This is a genomic window from Sutterella massiliensis (assembly GCF_016899755.1).
Lineage (GTDB): Bacteria > Pseudomonadota > Gammaproteobacteria > Burkholderiales > Burkholderiaceae_F > Sutterella > Sutterella massiliensis.
In genome coordinates, this window is the sequence record NZ_JACJJC010000012.1 from 13,569 (window position 1) to 32,396 (window position 18,828).

15 protein-coding genes are annotated in these 18,828 nt (G+C 60.2%); 2 read left to right on the top strand and 13 right to left on the bottom strand.

Annotation, left to right across the window (positions count from 1 at the left end; translation table 11 throughout):
* Positions 1–8: 8 nt before the first annotated feature.
* The 10 genes from H6A60_RS08110 to H6A60_RS08155 all read right to left on the bottom strand — a co-directional run bounded on the left by H6A60_RS08110 (position 9) and on the right by H6A60_RS08155 (position 12,275).
* On the bottom strand, positions 9–1,811 hold the full coding sequence (locus tag H6A60_RS08110; protein WP_205103253.1) for a flavocytochrome c: 1,803 nt from the start codon (positions 1,809–1,811) through the stop codon (positions 9–11).
* A 164-nt stretch (positions 1,812–1,975) separates the two neighbouring features.
* Complete coding sequence (locus H6A60_RS08115; protein ID WP_205103255.1) at positions 1,976–2,854, bottom strand: pyridoxamine kinase; 879 nt, start codon at positions 2,852–2,854, stop codon at positions 1,976–1,978.
* 31 nt (positions 2,855–2,885) lie between these two features.
* Positions 2,886–3,698: a radical SAM protein gene (locus H6A60_RS08120; RefSeq protein WP_205103264.1), complete on the bottom strand. Its 813-nt coding sequence runs from the start codon at positions 3,696–3,698 to the stop codon at positions 2,886–2,888.
* Positions 3,699–3,851: 153 nt separating this feature from the next.
* A complete protein-coding gene (locus H6A60_RS08125; protein ID WP_205103266.1) occupies positions 3,852–4,955 on the bottom strand; it encodes an AAA family ATPase in 1,104 nt (367 codons plus the stop codon).
* Between the two features lie 251 nt (positions 4,956–5,206).
* Entirely contained in the window at positions 5,207–5,419 is a 213-nt protein-coding gene (locus H6A60_RS08130; RefSeq protein WP_205103268.1) for a hypothetical protein, read from the bottom strand.
* Positions 5,420–5,723: 304 nt separating this feature from the next.
* Entirely contained in the window at positions 5,724–6,242 is a 519-nt protein-coding gene (gene nrdG / locus H6A60_RS08135; RefSeq protein ID WP_205103276.1) for an anaerobic ribonucleoside-triphosphate reductase activating protein, read from the bottom strand.
* A 114-nt stretch (positions 6,243–6,356) separates the two neighbouring features.
* Positions 6,357–8,666 (bottom strand): anaerobic ribonucleoside-triphosphate reductase, encoded by a 2,310-nt coding sequence (gene nrdD / locus H6A60_RS08140; protein WP_239477661.1) that lies wholly within the window; start codon positions 8,664–8,666, stop codon positions 6,357–6,359.
* 403 nt (positions 8,667–9,069) lie between these two features.
* Positions 9,070–10,068 (bottom strand): AraC family transcriptional regulator, encoded by a 999-nt coding sequence (locus tag H6A60_RS08145; RefSeq protein ID WP_205103278.1) that lies wholly within the window; start codon positions 10,066–10,068, stop codon positions 9,070–9,072.
* A 257-nt stretch (positions 10,069–10,325) separates the two neighbouring features.
* Positions 10,326–11,294, bottom strand: coding sequence for a nucleoside hydrolase (locus H6A60_RS08150; RefSeq protein WP_205103280.1), 969 nt, complete (start codon positions 11,292–11,294; stop codon positions 10,326–10,328).
* Positions 11,295–11,330: 36 nt separating this feature from the next.
* On the bottom strand, positions 11,331–12,275 hold the full coding sequence (locus tag H6A60_RS08155; protein ID WP_205103282.1) for a ribokinase: 945 nt from the start codon (positions 12,273–12,275) through the stop codon (positions 11,331–11,333).
* A gap of 205 nt (positions 12,276–12,480) precedes the next feature.
* Between H6A60_RS08155 and H6A60_RS08160 the strand changes: the two genes are divergently transcribed.
* A complete protein-coding gene (locus H6A60_RS08160; protein WP_205103284.1) occupies positions 12,481–14,196 on the top strand; it encodes a bifunctional metallophosphatase/5'-nucleotidase in 1,716 nt (571 codons plus the stop codon).
* Here the strand turns inward: H6A60_RS08160 and H6A60_RS08165 are convergent.
* The gene (locus H6A60_RS08165) at positions 14,190–15,116 is read right to left on the bottom strand and encodes a LysR substrate-binding domain-containing protein (protein ID WP_205103286.1); all 927 of its coding nucleotides are present in this window, start codon (positions 15,114–15,116) and stop codon (positions 14,190–14,192) included. The two genes, H6A60_RS08160 and H6A60_RS08165, sit on opposite strands and share 7 nt — an antisense overlap.
* Positions 15,117–15,310: 194 nt before the next feature.
* On the opposite strand from H6A60_RS08165, the gene H6A60_RS08170 reads away from it, so the two are divergent.
* Complete coding sequence (locus H6A60_RS08170) at positions 15,311–17,197, top strand: FAD-binding protein (protein ID WP_205103289.1); 1,887 nt, start codon at positions 15,311–15,313, stop codon at positions 17,195–17,197.
* Positions 17,198–17,317: 120 nt separating this feature from the next.
* On the opposite strand, the gene H6A60_RS08175 is transcribed toward H6A60_RS08170, so the two are convergent.
* Positions 17,318–17,959 carry a hypothetical protein gene (locus tag H6A60_RS08175; RefSeq protein ID WP_205103290.1) on the bottom strand — a complete coding sequence of 214 codons (642 nt, stop codon included), beginning with the start codon at positions 17,957–17,959 and terminating at the stop codon, positions 17,318–17,320.
* A gap of 215 nt (positions 17,960–18,174) precedes the next feature.
* Positions 18,175–18,825 (bottom strand): response regulator transcription factor, encoded by a 651-nt coding sequence (locus tag H6A60_RS08180; protein WP_205103293.1) that lies wholly within the window; start codon positions 18,823–18,825, stop codon positions 18,175–18,177.
* Between the last annotated feature and the right edge of the window lie 3 nt (positions 18,826–18,828).

Below are 18,828 nucleotides of genomic sequence, written 5' to 3' on the forward strand. Positions count from 1 at the left end.
CTTCCAGTTTAGTCGGCCTTGGCCGCGCTGCGGCCTGCCGTACGGCCGAAGACCATGCAGTCTGCCACGGCATTCCCGCCCAAGCGGTTTTCGCCATGGATGCCGCCCGTCACTTCACCCGCGGCGTAAAGGCCCGGAATGACATGGCCGGCTTTGTCGATCACTTCGGCGTTCGTGTTGATCTTGATGCCGCCCATCGTGTGGTGAATGGTCGGCACTTTACGCGCAAAGTACCAAGGCCCTTCCGTCATCGGACGGTCATCCGTGTGATTGGCCTTGAAGCCGAAGCGGTCCGTCTCCACCTTGTGGGAAGCCACCTGGTTGTATTCCTCGACCGCAGCCTTGAGGCGCGCGTAGTCAACGCCCATCATCTTGGCGGCTTCTTCGAGCGTTTCTGCCTTCTGCACGCGCCCCTGCGCAAGCATGTCCTTCATTTTGCGCCCACTCAAGAGGTCGATCTTGTTTTCGTCCGGGTAGCGCAGGTGATTCTGCAGCAGCCAGTAGGTCTGACCGGGCTGCGCGAAGACGGCTTTACTCAGCACATCGCGCGGTGCGCCTTCGTCAACGAAGCGGTCTCCCGCCTTGTTGATGAAGAGACGATTGCGGCCCGACGTCTTGATGTCGAGCATGAGGCCCGTACCGGGCGTACCATTCGGGTGCACCTGAATATCGGCAAGACCGATCAAGTCGGCATTGACCTTTTCGGCCATGATGAGGCCATCGCCCTGTGCGGCCGCGCTGATGTTCGAGCAACCGATTTCCTTGTCGAGCTTGGCTTCCTTCCAGATGCCGGTATTGACCTTCTGGCGGAATTCGATATTCGCGCCAAAGCCGCCCGTCGCGATAATGACGCCCTTGTCGGCAAAGACCTTCACTTTCTTGCCGTGGTTCTGGGCTTCAACGCCCACGACACGACCGTTCTCTTCGATCAAGTTAAGCGCCTTGGTTTCGAGGCAGATCCGAACGCGGTCGCCGTACTTCTGAAGCGCTTTTTCAAGCGTGGCGATATAGGTGTGACCGCCTGCGGGGTCGGGGTAGTGCGAGCGCTGATAGAGCGCGCCCGTCGCGGCGCCCACCTTCGGATTGACGACGAGCCCCATGCTCTCGAGCCAGCCGAGCGCTTCGGTCGCGTGATCGGCGAGGTAGTGCACGAGCTCGGGATTGTTCGTGTTGTGGCCGCCCTTCATCGTCTGCTCGAAGTGCTTCTGCGGATTGTCTTCGATGCCGAGCTTTGCCTGGTACTTCGTGCCAGAGGCGTTGAGCGCGCCGCCGCAAACGTTGGTCGAACCGCCCAAATAGCCGAGCTTTTCGACAATCGTGACGGTCGCACCGTTTTCGAGCGCGGAGACCGCAGCCGCGAGACCCGCACCGCCGCCGCCCACGATGACGACGTTCGACTTCATTTCGTCGGGCAGCGCCGACTGTTCGGTCGCCTTCTTAAAGAAGGACTCGTCCGCACCCGCCGCCTTCAGTGCCTTGCGTGCGCCCTGCAGCATCGCAAAGCTCGTCATCGTGGCGCCCGAAACGCCGTCGACCGCCGCGCTCTGGTTCTTCACAATGCGCTCGGACAAAATACCGATCGCTTCGGCGCCAACGCCCGGGCTTTCGAGCGCGTCGGGCACTTCGACCTTCTCGATCTTACCGTCGTGCAGCGTCACCGAAACGGTAAAGGGCGCGATGAGGCCCATCACTTTTTCACTGTACGTACCGTCCTTCGGCGCGGCAACGGCGTTCGTGGACGCAAGCGCTGCGATCGCGCAAAGGAGGCTCCCGATGAACGCCGCTTTGCGGACTTGTTTCTTCGATTCCATGGTGTTCTCCCTTTTTTCCGTGGTGTTGGATCCGCTCGCGATTGAGCTTGAGAGAACCATAAAACCGACCGCAGTCTAGACTGCTCGATCGACCGCAAAGCGCATGCAAATTCCGTTTTCGCTGCGCTCGGGCCGATGCCGAAAGATCGGCGCCCACCGCACGATCAGACAAGCTCGTAGCTCGAAATCTGAATCGGCATGCGCAGATTGGGTAGCACTCGCTCGAGGAGGATCCCCTCGCGGTTGTCGTGTTGGTAACCAAACGTCGCGCGAATGCCTTGCAAAATAAACTGCACAGCACGGTCGAGCGCGATCGGGAGACTGTCGCCCTGAAGGAGGCTCCCCGTCACAACGCTCGTAAACGTGTCGCCCGTACCGGGATAATGCGCAGGGAGATACGGACATGTCACCTTCCAGGTACGCCCGTCGGATCGGCTCTTGGCAATGACCGCAGTCAGCTTCGGTTCGTCCTTCACCGGCACACCTGTGATGATGACCGTATCCGGTCCCATCGCAGACAATTCGGCGATCATGTCCTTCAACTCTTCGTCCGTACAGTCCGGATGATAGGCATGCCCCAAGAGCGCGAAAACTTCCGTGAGGTTGGGCGTCAGGACGTCACCGCGCTTGGCAAGCACGCGCATCTCGGAAACCATCTCTTCGGTGATCTTGTTGTAAAGCCGCCCGTTGTCGCCCAAGACCGGGTCAACGACGACAAGCGTATCGTCTTGCCGGAAGTCGTCGATGAAACCCGCAATGATGCGAATTTGCCGAGGCGATCCGAGGTAGCCCGTGTATATGGCGCTGAAATCGATTGCGAGGCGCTTCCACTCGGCAATGATCTTCGGGAGTTCCTCCGTCAGGTCGAGAAAGCTGAAGCTCGGGTACTGAGTGTGATTTGAGAGTATCGCTGTAGGAAGCGGACAGACCTCAAAGCCCATCGTCGACAAAACGGGGACGACGGTCATGAGCGACACGCGTCCGACGCCCGAGAGATCGTGAACTGCTGCGACGCGGCGAATAATCGGCAAATTGTTGCGCACGGTGCGCTCCTCCTTGCTGCAGGATAATCTTTCAGGTCCGCTCTTTCTCGCGGCGAACCTCCGAGGCCTTTACCGATACCTGAACACGAATGCCCGCCGCCTTCACCCGCTCGCCGATCTCGATCAAGCGTTCCGGCGCCGCCTTTTTGAGCGTGCTGCAGGGCGCATCGCGGTCGAGCGAATAAATGGAAACATACTTCGGCCGAATGCGGCGCAGGACCTCTAGCCACGGCTCGACAAAGTCGTCCGTCGTGTTGTCAACCGAAACGCCCTCTGCCGTGCCGCAGAGGAACATTGTCTGAATGATGCACCTGCCTTGCCAGGCTTTGAGTGCTTCAACGAGCGCCGCCTGATTGTACGGACACTGCGGGCGGTTGACGCGCCGCACCCAGTCGTCGTCGAGCGCATCAATCTTGAACATCGGCAAATCAAAGCGAGCGAGCGCTTCGGCGACCTTGGGTTTTAAGAGATTCGTCGAATTCGTGAGCACGCAGAGTTTCGCCGCAGGCGCGAGTCGGTCGCGGACAGCGATCGTGTCCTCGACAATCTCTGCAAATTCGGGATGCATCGTGGGTTCGCCGTTGCCGGCAAACGTAATTGCATCGATCGGCGTACCCGCTTGAGCGAGCGCACGGATACGCGCTTCGAGCCTGTCAGCGACAAGCGTTCGCGCAGGCATATCCGTTTTCGGACGCGCATCGGCGTTGCGCCCGCACTCGCAGTACAAGCAGTCGAACGTGCAGAGTTTCCCGTCCGCCGGGAGCAGATTGACGCCGAGCGAGAGACCGAGCCGGCGGGAATGCACCGGCCCGAAAACGGGCGAAGCGAAAAGAAACGTGGGCATCCGCGCAATGTCCTTTAAACGCAGTCCAAGAAACCTGACGCCGCGAAGATTCCGTCAACGTCAGCCGAACAGGTATTGTAGGACGCGTGCGTGAGATGTATCTCGCGCGGATGCTCAAGGACTTCGCCATCGGGCGAATGATTTCCGTTGGTTTTAAGAGGCCGGGAGTCCGATCGCCGCTTGCTGCATCGACTGACGAATCCAAAGCGCGAAGAAAGGATCTTCGAGAACAAATTCCTCATCGCGCACGATGACCCCATCTTTTTTCATTCGGGCAACCGCTGCATAGACCGTACTTGACGGGAAATCGCGAATACTCTGAAGTTTGCCGCCTTGGGACAAAACAGCCAGTATGTGGCGGTTGGTTCGATTCTGCTTCGACCACAAAATCATGTAAGCGGCTGAAAGACCGCGAATAATCTCTTCCGCTGCCCGTTGAACGGTGGCTTGCTCGGCGTTTCGTTCGCAAAGGTCCCAGAAAACGGATGCCAGCTGTTGGGTGTAAAACGGATGACACTTCGTGAGCTCAAGGATCGTACGAGCCTCATTGTCGGATTTGTCGCCGCGAATCGCCTTCAATCGATCGACCAGAAAGCGCTGGAAGTCATCGTACGGGATGCGCCTAAGCCGCATCAGCGCGCCGAAGTGGAAAAACGGCGATTTGATGTCCTCGAAAATGGCCGTCATCATGCTTTCTTCACTGCCCAAGAAAAGGTAGTTGATATTTTTGTGAAGCTGCATGATGCCGCGAAGAAGCTTGTCGGTTCCGGCTTCGAGATTCACGATCTCTTGGAATTCGTCCAAAACAACAATCAGGCGGTTTTGCGGATCACTTTTTTCATCCATCAAATTGAGAACATCTTCAAGCGCAACTGTGCCCTTGACAGAAGTGTCGAAGGAAACCTCCATCCCGTTTGTTTCAATGTTGTACGTGAAGGTTGGCTTTGCACGGAATCTTTTGAGGGATTCCTTAAAGCGTTCCCAAGGATGGACAGAAAGAAAGGACTTGAGAAGCAGCTCGGCAAGCGCGGACGCTGAGACGGCCATCTGGACGTTGACGAAAACAGCCGGACGTCCAGATTCGAGAATGGCTTTGCGCACCAGACTTGTTTTTCCGTAGCGCCGCGGGCTGATCAGAACAAGATGGTTGTGGCCGGCCAGCATTTGTCGAACCTTGGGCAATTCCTCCGTCCGATCGGTAAAAAACTCTCCGTCAACGTCGGTGCCAAACTTGAACGGATTGAATGGATCGGTCATGATCTGATCTGCAACTTTTTACGAGATTTGATGGAATGATCATAACGCAGAACTTCGTTACGAAATTCTGCGAGTAGCTCGTCTTCTTGTCCGATGACGTCTTCAGCGGACGTTTTCGTCGAGTTCCGCTGCGCACCGATACGGAAGATGCAAAAAGGCTTCGCAGCTCGTTTTGAGAAGCTGCGAAGCCTTCGTTTGCTTTGATACTCAAGCGCCAATCGACTGATTGCGCTTAAGCGCTCACCCCGTCATTAGAAGAGGTGAAAGAGACCGAGACCAGCTTCAACGGCGCTCGGCTTCACACTCGAAGCACCGTCTTCATTGTCTTCAAAGGAAGCATAGGAGAGTGCACCGTAGACGGACGTGCGCTTGCTCAGGCCGTACTGATAGCCGGCAGACACGGCCCAGGCGGAGAAGTCACCCTTAAACGCATCGGTACCTTCAGCGTTTAATAGCCAATCCATTACGCACCAGGCATTTCGATCGCGATAGATTTCGTGCCTGCAGAATCAGCTCGGAAAATGGTCGAACGGTTTGGATGCGGATGTCTCGACGAGTAACGTAAAAGAGTTGATCGCCTCCAGATCACCCAAGCAAAAGTTCAACTTGTTGAACTTCTTGCCTGCGTTGTTGAAGTTCAACGTGCTTGCCGTTCAAGAATGAGAAAACGGACGCCCGAAAGAATCCGAACGTCCGTTGCCTCCATGCCTCCAAACGGCGACCTCAGGCTGCGTACTCAAATACGCAACCGGCGGTCCCGCAGCAAGGTCAATGCTCGACCTGTGCGCGTTCCGCAGCGGCCCGACCCGCGTCCGAGTCATCCACCTTGCCGCAGACGAGCGGAATGATGCGCTGATTGTCGCTGCCGCGCCAGGCGCCCTGCTTCGTCATCTTGTGCTTTTCGATGAAGGGGCCGTCGACAAGCATGTCGATCAAGGGCAAGAGCGGACTCGAGGCGATTTTCTCAAACGTGCGTCCCGTCCAAGCCCAGACGGACTTCTCGGGAAAGCGCCCGCGAATCGTCGTCAAAAGCTTCACGAGCGTTTCTTCGTGCTCGGGCTCAAAGGGATCGCCCCCGAGGAGCGAAAAGCCCGACACCCACTTCGAATCGAGCGCCTTCAGGATCTCTTCGGTCGTCTCGTCGGTAAAGGGCTTACCGGCTTTGAAGTCCCAGCTCTCCTCGTTAAAGCAGCCGCGGCAGTGCACCGTGCAGCCGGAAACGAAAAGCGAAACGCGCACGCCGGGACCGTTGGCGGTGTCGTATTTGCTCAGACCGATGTAGTTCATGATGAGTCGAAATCGCAGAGAAACTGAGAGAAATCGCGAAAAAATGCCCTTCGAACCCGAAGACTCGAAGGGGCGGCAGCTTTGAGCCGGGCCCGAGGGCCCGGGGAGCGTCCGTTACATGCTCTTGCGGTTGTGAATTTCGGCCATCTTCCCTTCGTTCATGCGGGAGATGCCGTTGACGTTGCTGTAGCCGAGGTAGCCGCAGACGCGCGAAATCACGGAGATGTCGCGGCTGCCGCAGTGCGGGCACTGCATAAGCACGTTCGTGCTGTGTGCGCCGCACTCGTTGCAGTAGGCGCTGTCGAAATTCACGCCCTGATAGAAGCCCATTTCCATGCCGCGCTCGACCACGGCCTTCACCGCATCGAGGTTCTCGGGGTTGTCGAGACGCACGTACTGGATGTGGCCGCCTTCGCAGAGGTGGAAGTCGCGGAATTCGTGATCCTGCTTCTCAAACGGCGTGATCTCCTCGGTCACGTTCACGTGGAAGGAATTCGTGAAGTACTCGGGGCTGTAGTGCTCGACGTGCTCGAAAACGTTTTCCGTCGCACGCGCGCGGCAGAAGGCGGCATACTGCTTGGCCTGCGTCGCACAGAGGCTTTCGGCGGGCGTGCCGTAGATGGCGTAAAGCCAGCCGTCTTCCTTCTTGTACTCGTTGATCTTGGCCTGCAGGTGGCGAAGCACTTCGGCGGAGAAGTCGCCGCCCTCTTCGAGAAGGCGCTTGCCCGTCCAGAGATACGTCGCTTCGTCAAGCGCCGTAATGCCGAAGGAGGCCGTCATGTAGCGAACGAGGTCGCCCACTTCGTCGTCCGGATCCTTCGTGCCTTCGTAGAAGCCGCCCTGCGTGAAGGCGAGCGGATTCGAGGAGCACTTCTGGTGACGGATGATGTCGTAGCGCTTCTTGAAGAATTCGCGGATCACTTCGAGGCGTTCGTCGAGAACGGCCCAGAAAGCGGTGCGCCAATTGTTCGGGTGATCGAGCTGCGAGAGCTTGATGATGAGCGGCAGATTGAGACTCACGGCACCGATGTTGCAGCGGCCGATCGTGATGTACTGGCCCTCTTCGTTCGCCCAGGGCGAGAGATAGGCGCGGCAGCCCATCGGGCTCGTGATGACGCCGTGCTCGCGGAAGAGCTTCGAAACCGTGCCGTACTCGGAGGAGAGCGAGAGGTAGTCCGGATACATGCATTCCGAGGACGTGCGAACCGCTTCGTCAAAGAGTTCGGAAGAGAAGCTGTCTTCGGCGATCTGCTTGGCGTCGTAAAGATAAACGAGCTTCGGGAAGACCACGGGCTTCTTGTCCGGGCCGTGGCCGTTGCGGCGCACGCGCAGCATCACTTCGTTCGTGCGGGCGAGCCACTTGCGCTCGAGCGGCGCATAGTCCTTCGTGTTCCACTGACCGAACGTAATCGTCGTGAAGGCGAAGTCGCCGCGCGAGCACGGCACCGTGTTGAGCTTGAGTTCAAGCGACTGGAAGCCCTGCTCGAGCTCGCGGATGACGTCCTTTTCGGCCTGTTCGATCGAACGAGCCTGATCGAGACCGAGCGAGAGGTACTTCTCCTTCGCGGCTTCGAGGCTCTTCATGACGTAGGGCAAGAGCACCTTGTCGAGCTCGGCGAGCGTGAAGCCGCCGAACTGCTGCGCGGTCGCCACGAGCGTGATGTCGCCCACGACCTGCAGGGCCGAGAGAACAGTCTTCGGTTCCGTGTACTCGACGTTGCTCATCTCGAAGCCGCCGCGCAGGATCGCGCCGATATCGAAGAGGCAGCAGTTGATGCAGCCCAGAATCATGTCGCGCAAGTCGTGAATGTAGATGTCGCCGCGCTCGATGAGTTCCTTCTCCTTGCCCGAAAGATAGAACTGCTTGTAGAGGCTCTTCGTAAGGTAGCCCTTGATGAGCGAGCCCTTCGTCGAGACGAGCGAGCTGTCGAAATTCGCGTTTTCACGGTCGCCCAAGCGCAGCACGTCATCGGCATCCTGGCGCAGCTGCTCGAAGGTCTTGGCGTAGTTGTTCTTGTAGTAGCGGTACTCGGCGTAGGAGTCGGCCACGTCCTTGTAGCCGAAGCCCGCGAGCGTCGCGATCACGAGCTCGTGCAGTTCGGCAACGGCCACTTTCTTGCGCGCGGCGAGGCGATCGCGGATGGAATTGGCCATGGCAAACATCGCCTCGTCGGCGATCACCTTGTCGCAGCGAAACGCCGCCTTCTTGATGGCGTCAACGATCTTCGTCGGGGCGAAGTCTTCAAGCGTGTTGTCTTTCTTGATTACCTTGAACATGGCCGGGCTTCCGTGATTGTTGTTATGAGAAATAAGCGCAAAACGCCCGATCAAGATCTGCGGCGGCCGCAGGGCTTCGATCGAGACAAGGGGCGGCGTTTTGCGCCGCTTCGCGTCGCCCGGGTCGTGCTCGCCGACAAACGACATCAGAGTGCCGCCGCCGAAAAAGGCCGCCGTACCGCAAGCGAAGGACGTGCAGTGTACTCGTCCGAAGGCCTTTCGGGGAGGCAGTTTGCGATAGAAATTCTTTATTAAAAGCGCAAGAAAGTCGAAGTCGTTGAGAGGCTTGAAAAAATTTTCCACTAATCTCTTCGGATTAGCCAAAATATTCTGCCATACATTTAATAGCGGTGCTAGGCAAACGAAAACACAAAATATAGTGCCGCCGAAGCAAGACACCGCAAGAAGTTGCCTTTCGCATCAAAATAAGGGGAAACCCGCTCTTTCTTGCGAAAAAGCGGGTTTCAAGTGTTTTCGGCCATCGGCCGGAGAGTCCGTCGGATGCGCCTCACGCGCCGCTGCGGCAGCGCATCAGAAGGCACCGCAGCGGTCAGTGTTCGAGCGCTTCGGTCGCCTGCGCCGAGGCGGCATCGGCGCCGTCTCCGGCCTTGAGGCGGCGAACGTGGCGCTTCGGGGATTCGTTGAAGAGCTTGCCGTAGTCGCGTGAAAACTGCGCGGGACTGCGGTAGCCGACGCGGTAGGCGGCCGTCGCCGCATCAAGCCCCTCCGTCATCATGAGGCGCTGCGCGGCAGTGAGCCGCAGGCGCTTCTGGTACTGCAGCGGGCTCATTTGCGTCACGGCCTTAAAGTGGCGGTGGAAGGTCGAGGGCGCCATGTGCACCATGTCGGCAAGCTCGTCGGCGTCAAAGGGCTTCTCGAAGTTTTCGCGCAGCCACGACACGGCGCGCCCGACGCGGTTCGAGAGCGTATCCTTCGTGAAGATTTCCCGCAGCATCCGGCCCGCAGGCCCCAAAAGAAGCTGCATGTGGAGCTCGCGGGAAATGAGCGGCGCCATGTACTTCGATTCGATCGGATCCTGCGCGCAGTTAAAGAGCCGCTCGAGGTGAAAGAGCACGCTCTCGTCGGGCTTCGGTACCGCAAAGGCGAGACAATCGTCCTCGCAGATGCGCGAATCGATTTCGGCGAGCTGCGGCTCAAGCATCACAAGGAGTTCGCTTAAGACCGAGGCATCGAGCCGCATGTGCAGACCGATGAAGGGGTCGGCCGCTGAAGCGCGCATCGCGCAATAGGCGCTCGGCACGTCCATGCCGGTGAGAATCATCGCGCCCGCATCGTAGTGAAAGACCTCGTCGCCGATGACGGACGTTTTGCTCCCCGAGATCACAAAGCCGATCGAGGGTTCGTAAAAGCCGCAGCCCGTGGCGTTTTCTTCCGTTCGCACCGTTACGGCAAGTCCCGGCACACCGAGCTGCACGACGCCGGGCAGCGGCACGAGCGCAAGAATTCGCTTTCTGAGCGTCTCGATCGTCGAAAGGCCGCGTGCGGAGAGATAGCGCTTGTACGGGCACAAAGAAACGTGTTCACCCATTTGAATGATTCCTTGAGCGCAAAAGGAGTAGCTGTTCTCTCCGGAAGTTTACCGAAGCGGCGGGACGTCGATTTTCGACTTTTTCTCGCATTCTTGCGCTGTTTTGGCATCCAAATACTTCGGCAGTCTTCATTCGCTTTTTCGTTAAATCGAACTTCAAACGCCGACCTGCGTCCGTTTCGGGCGAACGTTGGGCAAACGTTACCTTCGCTTAGACGAAAGGCCCGCCATCTTGCCCGCAAACGTCGAGAACCGGCTCAACCGAGCCGCGCGGCCGCGTCGCGCAGCATCGCCCAGAAGCGCGGCGCATCGAGTCGCAGCGCCGCATGCGTCGTCGTGCCTTCGGGGGCGGGACGACGCAAATCCGTCACCGTCATGCCGCGCGTGTGCGCCCCGGCGAGCTCCACGTGAATCGGTGCGGGATCGGCTTCGACCACCGTCGGATCGATCACGTAGGCAACGGCGCAGGGGTCGTGCAGGGGCGGCGCGTCAAAGCCGCGGTTCTTGCGGTACTTCTCGCCGAAAGCTTCGAGCACCTCGTAAAGGAATTGCGCCGCCGGCGTATTGATCGCCTTGAAGGACGCCCGCACGTCGGGCGTCGCTCTCGCCTGATACGTGAGGTCGAGCCCCACCATGACGAGCTTGCGCCACTTTTCTTCAAAAACGATCGCAGCCGCTTCCGGATCGTTTTCAATATTGAATTCGGCAAAGGGGCCGACGTTGCCGATGCGGCAGCCCCCGCCCATGAGAACGACGGTCTTGACGCGCTCGACGATCTTGGGCTCAAGACGAACTGCGAGCGCAATGTTCGTGAGCGGCCCCGTCGGCACGAGCGTGACCGTCCCTTCGGGCTCGCGCATGACGATGTCGACAATCAGCTGCGCGGCGTGCCGGCTGTCGACCGCCACCTCTTCGCCTTCGCTGGCGAGCGTCGTGCCGTCGAGCCCCGTTTCGCCGTGAATTTCCGGGCAGACGACGGGCGGATTGATGAGCGGGCGCGTCGCGCCCTTGGCGAGCGGCACATCCGTAAGTCCCGCTAGCGCCATCACGCGGCGCGCGTTGCGCGTCACCTTTTCGATCGTCTGATTGCCCGCCACGGTCGTCACGGCCAGGATTTCAATGTCGGGGCTGCCCGCAGCGAGAATGAGTGCGGCCGCGTCGTCGTACCCGGGATCGCAGTCAAGAATGATGCGCGACTTCGCGCAGGCGTTCGTCGTATTGCTCATAGCGATTCCTTTGTCGAATTCGTTGGCTCAAAAATCTCACGCTTCGTTCGCAGCAAGCGCCCGCTCGACGGCCTCGAGCGTCGGAATCGAGTCGGCGGCGCCGGGCTTTGTGACCGATAGGGCCGCAGCCATGGCCGCGAGCCGCATGCCCGCCGCAAAAGCCGCTTCGTCTGCGTCGTCCGAAAGCAGCGCGCGAACCGCATAGCCCGCAAACGTATCGCCCGCGCCTGTCGTATCGACGGCCTTCACGGGAAAGGCGGGCACGAACCCGGGCGCTTCGCCCGGGCGCACCCAAAGGGCGCCCTTCGAGCCGAGCGTCAGAATGATGACGGTCTTCGGGAACTTCGCGGCGAGCGCCGCGAGCATCCGTTCGCCCGCGTCGGGACGAGCCCCATCGACCTCGGGATCGAGTCCGAGGATGCCGCAGGCCTCCGTGACGTTCAAGCAAAGCGCAAAAAGCCGCTCGAGCGCAAGCGCCGTCACCGAGTCGTCAAACGGCGCGGGATTGAAGATGACGCGCAGGCCCTTTTCGAGAGCCGCTTCGACGATGTCGGCGACCGCGCTCGTCTCGTTCTGCAGCAGCACCGCGTCCTCTGCTCCGGCTGCCCCGATAATGCCGCGCACGAATTCCGCATCGATCGTCGCATTCGTACCCGCGTAATAGAGGATGGCATTTTCGCCTTCGGGCGTTACTTGGATGACGGTATGTCCCGACGGGTGCTCTGGATCGACCGCAACATGCGTCGCATCAACGCCCGCGTCCGAGAGAAGCGTTTTCAAAAAAAGACCGTCGAGCCCGACCGCACCCGCATGCAGAGTCGCGAGCCCCGCCCGCGCGAGCGCAATGCTCTGGTTGAGCCCTTTGCCGCCCGCATGGATGCTGCGCGCGGTCGCTGCAAGCGTTTCGCCGCCGCGCACGAAATGCGGCGCCGCGTAGACATAGTCGATGTTGAGAGAACCGAAATTGATGACTCGGGACATGTGAAGAAACTAGCAAAACCGTTGCGAAGAAGGCAGACGCGCCGTCGAGGATGCCGTCGGGCCGCCGTTTTAGGGCGCCTTGCCCAACACCTATCGACGGCATAATACGGCATAGTCGGCAGCAGACAGACGCTGCGGCGCTGTCTGCCGTCCGCCTTCCCGCGCAGTCTTTTTTCTGCCGCTTTTCCACAAGCGGCGCCGCACCATGCCTCTTCAAACGGACTTTCATCCCTTGCGCCGACTCGTGGCTTCGCTGCTTTGTACGACGCTTCTTTACGCTCTGCCGGCAGCGTCCGGCGAGACATCTGAGACAGCCGCAGCGCCCACGGCAGCGAGCGAACCGTTCGAGCTCGTCATCGTGCACGCCAACGACACGCACGCCTATGCGGCGGGCATGACCGAGCGCGGCGCCCCCTGCGACGCCGACGAAGCCTGCCTTGGCGGCTACGCGCGCATCGCAGCAAAAATCAAAAGCGAAAAAGCCGCGCACCCGCACGTGCTCGCGCTCGACGCAGGCGACCGCTGGCAGGGAACGCTTTTCTTTCGAACGGGCGGGGAAGTCTTCATCGGACGCGCGACGAATGCCATCCCCTGGGATGCGCTCACGCTCGGCAATCACGAATTCGACCTCGGTGTCGACGTACTCGCCGAACACCTGAAGCGCTCGACGCATCCGACGCTTGCCGCGAACATCGCCCCCAAAGCGGGGAGCGCGCTCGACAAATTGCCGCGCACCGTTTTTGCACCCGATCGCCTTTTCGAATTCGACGGCGTCAAAGTGGGCGTTTTCGGACTTGCCAACAGCGAAGAAGACTCCTTTGCGGCGCGTGCCGACGAGATGGCCGAGAACCTCGATTTTCTTGAGAACATCGAAGCCGCCCGAGCGGCCGTCGCGAGACTCGAAACGGCGGGCGCCGACATCGTCATTGCACTCACGCACCAGGGCTACGAAGCCGACCAAGCACTCGCCGAAGCGGTACGCGGCATTGACGTTATCGTCGGCGGCCACACGCACAGTCTTTTGGGCGAAGGGCTTCCGGGCAACGAAGGTCCTTACCCGACCGTTGTCGTTTCGCCGGAGGGCGAGCGTACGCTCGTCGTGCAGGCGAAGCGCTCGACCGAATACCTCGGTCGGCTCGTCGTTCGCTTTTCGCACGACGGTCGCGCCATCGACTGGTCGGGCGGCCCCGTTCGGCTCGAGAAAGACCTGCCGCGTGATCCCGAGCTCGAAAGCATCGTCACCGAAGCCGCCCAAGACATTGCCGAATTTCGCGCGGCCTACGTCTCGACCAACCCCAACCGCTACGCCGACGGGCTTGACGCGTGCCGCGAGGGCGAGTGCCTCTCGGGACTGCTCGCTGCGGACGCCTTTCTTGACTTTGCGCGCAAGAGCGGCGCGCAGATTGCGCTCGTCAACGGCGGCGCGATCCGCTCGGCGCTCCCCGTCGGACGCATCGACCGAGGCTCGATACTCGAGATGCATCCCTTCGGCAACCGGCTTGCCGTCATTGAAGTCGCCGGACGCGACATCGTTGCCGCGCTCGAACACGGTACGGCCGAGCCCACCGTTGACGGGCCGCACCTGCTGCAACCCGCAGGGCTTCGCTACGAAATCGATCCGACGGCACCCGTCGGTCGGCGCATCGTGCGCGTCGAGGTCCCCGTTGCGGCCGAAAGCGGAACGCACTGGCGTGCCATTTCGCCCGAAAAGCGCTATCGCGTGGTGACGCTTGACTACTTGGCTCGAGGGGGCGACGGCTTTACGTTCTTCGCGCGCGCCAAGCACCTCTCGTGCGAGCCCTGCGAAGCCGAGCGCGGTGCGCTCGACCTTGAGATTTTCGCCAAGCACCTTGAAGCCCGCGATCCCGTGCCGATGCCGAGCACGGGCCGCATCACGGGCTTTGGTCCCGCGGCTTACTGAGTGCCATCAGTTGTCGAACTGCTTTTTCGTTCGCGCGCCGCAGCCGTGAGCGCTTCGATCAGTGCGGCCGCTTCGGGTTTGTCGTTGAGCGTCGATTCGCGCACGCAAATCTTGAGCTCACGCAGCGCCCAAGGTTCATCAAGCTCGATGCACGCGCCCGTGAAATCCGACTGCACGCACCCGCGCGGCTGAATCGTGAGACCTACGCCCGTGGTCACAAGCATGCGCGCCGACGCGTAAAAGCCGACGCGCATGCGGATGCGCGGCGCAATGCCCGCTTCCGCGGCCTTCTCTTCCACAATCTGCTCGAGCGCGTAATTAGGCGTCAAGCCGATGTAGTCGAATGTCATGGCTTCGGCAAAACGAACGGCTCGCCCAAGACGCGCGAGCGGATGATCGACGGGCGCGAGAACGACGAGACGATCGGTGTCGTAAGGATAAAAGCGAAGACCGGCAAAATCGCCTGCCGACGCGGTCACGCCGATATCCGATTCGCCGAGCGCGACGTTCGTGAGAAGCTCCGTTGCGCGCGAAAAATGCGCGAGCGTCACCGACAAATCGGGGTGCGCCTGCATAAATCGGCCGAGGTCGGCCGGCAAAACGCTCACCATGGCGTTGACGTTCGACGCGATCCGAAGCGTCGTATTCGTGCGGCGCAAATGTTCGGCTTCGCTCACGAGCGCCTCGGCTTCAAGCACCATCCTGCGCGCCCGGCGAACGAACGCCGCACCAGCGGGCGTCGTGCTGACGCCGTGCGCGCGGCGCTCGAAAAGACGAACACCCAAGCGTGACTCGGTCGCCGCGAGCCGGCCGCTCGCCGAGCTCACGGCCAAGTGAACGCTCTCGGCGGCTTCGCTGATATTGCCGCAGCGGTCAATCGCAATGACGAGCTTGAGATCCTTGTCGTCGAAGTGAAACATCGGTAGATACCCGAAAATGATTTCGGAATTTTCGAAATGATGATTCGAACATTCCATCGAAGTTTTTTTGCGTATTTTAGCTACTCGCTCTTTACGATACGGTTTGTCGAACGGTGAAGACCGATCACCTTTCAGACTTCTTCTTTTTCGGAAATTCTGAAAAGAGAAGTCCAGACAAAAAGGAGAGAGTAAACATGAAAAAATTCAAAATGACGGCCCTCGGGCTGGCGCTTTTGCCGATGTTTTTCGTCAGCGCCGAACCGGTTTCGGCAGCCGCCCCTGAAACAGCAGTCGTTCAGAAGGCGCCCTACCTGCAGACCGTTCGCTGGGACGCCGAATACGACGTCGTGATTGCGGGCTACGGCTTTGCGGGCGGCGCGGCCGCGATTGCGGCGGCCGACGCCGGCGCGCGCGTGCTGCTCCTTGAAAAGGCGCCCCTGGGCCAGGAAGGCGGCAACAGCCGCTATGCGGCGCAGCAGGCGCTCTGGATTGACGACACGAAGGCAAGCGAAGCCGACATCCTTCGCTACTTCCAGACGCTGCGCGGCAAGAACACCAACCCGAGCGACGAGGTCTACAAGACCTTCATCGCCGAAGCCAAGAAGCAGGTCGACTATCTGAAATTCTTGGGCGCGAAGGATCCTGTGAAGAGTTACTACGCCGAATATCCGGAATATCCGGGCGCAGCGGCGATCGGCCTCACGATCGTGAAGGCGCCGGGCGGCGACGGCCGTCTTTACGGCCTGATCCAGGCGAACGTGAAGAAGCGCGCCGATAAGATCGACGTTTGGTTCGAAGCACCCGCCACGAAGCTCCTGCAGGATCGCGACACGGGCATCGTGCACGGCGTCGTCGCCAAGGTGAACGGCAAAACCGTCAACATCCGCGCCAAGAACGGCGTCGTTCTCGCGACGGGCGGCTACGAAAACAATCCGGACATGTTCCGCAATTTCGCCAATACACCCGTCGCCTACGCCAAGGGGGCGCGCTTCAATACGGGCGACGGCATACTGATGGCAATGGACGTTGACGCGCGGCTCGTCAACATGGCCAACAACAACGGGCCCGATCCCAACGTGCTCAATCCGGAAACGGGCATTTCCTTCGGCTACATGACAGCGGGCTCGAAGGACTCGGCTTGGGGCGGCCCCGCCTTCACGCGTCATAACGTGATCATGGTCGGCGCCGACGGCAAGCGCTTCTGGAACGAAACCGAAAAGACGAAGCACGGCCGCATCAAGTTCCACAACGACTACCGTCACCTGCAGATGCCCGATCCCGCCTTCATGATCTTTGACGACGAAGCACGCACGACGTCGCGCGTCTACGGCGCCTGGAGCGAAGGCGCGGTGAAGGAAATTGAGTCGGGGCTCGTGAAGAAGGCCGACACGATCGAAGAGCTCGCCAAGCTTGTCGGCATCGATCCCGACGGCCTGCTCGCTCAGATCGACCGTTACAACGCGTTCTGCAAAGCGGGTGTCGACCAAGAGTTCGGCCGCAGCGCCAAGCTTTTGAAGCCGCTCCTCAAGGCGCCCTTCTATGCCGTCGAGGTCGTTCCGACCTACACGAACACCCAGGGCGGGCCGGAGCGCGACGAAACTGCTGCGATCCTCAGCCGCTCGGGCGAACGCATCCCGCATCTTTACGGCGCGGGCGAACTCGGTTCGATCTTCTCGCACAAATACAACGGTACGGGCAACATCGGCGAATCGCTCATTTTCGGGCGCATCGCAGGTGCCTCGGCCGCGCAGGTGAAGACGGACGTCTCGCAGGAAAGCGTGCTCACAGGCCCGGGCTTCAAGCCCGCTGCCGCCAAGGCTGAAGCAAAGAGCGAAGCCGGCGAAAAGGTGGGCCGCGCCCGCGGCATGGGCGGCGACGTCGTTCTCGGCGTACGCACGAAGGACGGCAAGATCTCGGCCGTTCGCGTGATCGAAGCCAACGAAACGCCGGGCATCGGCACGAAGGCGCTCGAACGCCTCCCCGAAGAAGCCGTCCGCACGAACGGCAAGGTCGATACGGTGTCGGGCGCGACTGTGACGTCGGACGCCTTCCGTGCAGCGCTTGAAGACGCGCTTCGCTAACCGTCGGTTCGCTTCACGAACTTAGTGAAGCACAAAGGGGCGCCGAAACTTCGGCGCCCCTTTTTCCTATCTGCGAATTCGGCCGCGGATCTCTAAAACGGTCCGCGCACCGGTTGGTCGTTATCTAAACAGTCGATCGCCGATCGCGCGCGCAGCTTCGCGGCGGCGCTCTTCTTCCGCACGACGTTCGTCCTGACGTCGAATCGCTTCGTCGCGACGGCGCACGGCCTCGTCATTGCGGCGCACGCGCTCGTCGTCACGGCGCTGACGTTCGCGTTCTTCGCGCTGGCGCTCGCGCTCACGACGGCGCTCTTCCGCAGCACGGCGTTCGTCCTGACGACGAATCGCTTCGTCGCGGCGGCGCACGGCTTCGTCGTTGCGTCTCACGCGTTCTTCGTCGCGGCGTTGGCGCTCCTGTTCGCGACGGAACTTGCGGTATTCCTTGCCGTAGCGCTTTTCTTCCCAGGCGCGGCGCTTGCTGTCGCGCCAGTCGCGCCCTTCGTCTTCAGCGCGCGCACGGCGCTCGAGCTCTCTGCGCCATTCGTCGCGCGTGTAGCGGCGATTGTCGTAGTTGTCGTAGTAATAGCGGCCGTCCCAGCGGCCCTCGTCGCGATAGCGTTCGGCATAGCGGCGGGTTGCCACATCGGCAATGCCGCCGAGAAGGTCGCTCAAGCCGGTGCTGTCCGCCGCCCAAGCATTGACGGCAAACGGGGAAACGGCCGCGGCGAGAAATGCCGATACGATCTGGCGCCTTGTCGTCATAGAAAAACCTCCTTATCGAACTCACGAGCTTTTTCCGGCGAACGACTGCCAAAGTGGAGCGCTGCCTGCGCCGGCACTTTTCGGTCGTTCGAGGAAAGCTTCATGATCATCGTGAAGTTGTCGGCAAGAAAAATCTATGCGTGCTAACAGCAAAATAGTCTTTTTCAAACAAATTTAACAACCCGATAAGATACCCAAAGCGTACCTATTTGCACTTATTTGAGGCACTTTCGAATCGGCTCGAGCTCGGAAGGCTTCCGGATGCCAAGCTTGCGCATAACGGCGGCGCGGTGCACTTCGACCGTGCGCTGCGCAATCGAAAGGCGCGCGGCAATTTCTCGGTTGACGAGCCCGTCGGCGAGCGCTGCAGCAATTTCTTTTTCGCGATCGGTGAGTTCTGCCGCACGCTTGAGAAGCGTTTCGCCGTCAACACGCCCGCTTCGCGCCGCCAAATGTTTGTTCGCCGCATAAGCAATCACCGCAAGCAGCCGTTCGTTGTCGACAGGCTTTTGAATAAAATCAACCGCTCCTTCCTGGAGCGCACCGACCGCCATATCGATGTCGCCGTGCCCGGTGAGAAACACAATCGGCAGATCGATCCCGCGCTCGCTCATCGCTCGCTGCGCTTCAAGGCCCGACATGCCGGGCATGCGAATATCAAGAACGACGCAGCCGGGCACCGACGGCGAATCGCTCTTCAAAAACTCGGAGGCACTGGCATGCGCTGCCGTTTTCCAGCCTTCCGTTTCGAGCACGAAGCAAAGCGCATCGCGCAGCGAATCATCGTCATCAACAACGCGAATGAGCACTTCGCGCTTTGCTTGAGAAATTTCCTCGTCGCTCAGTACAACGTCTTGCGGCCGCATAGT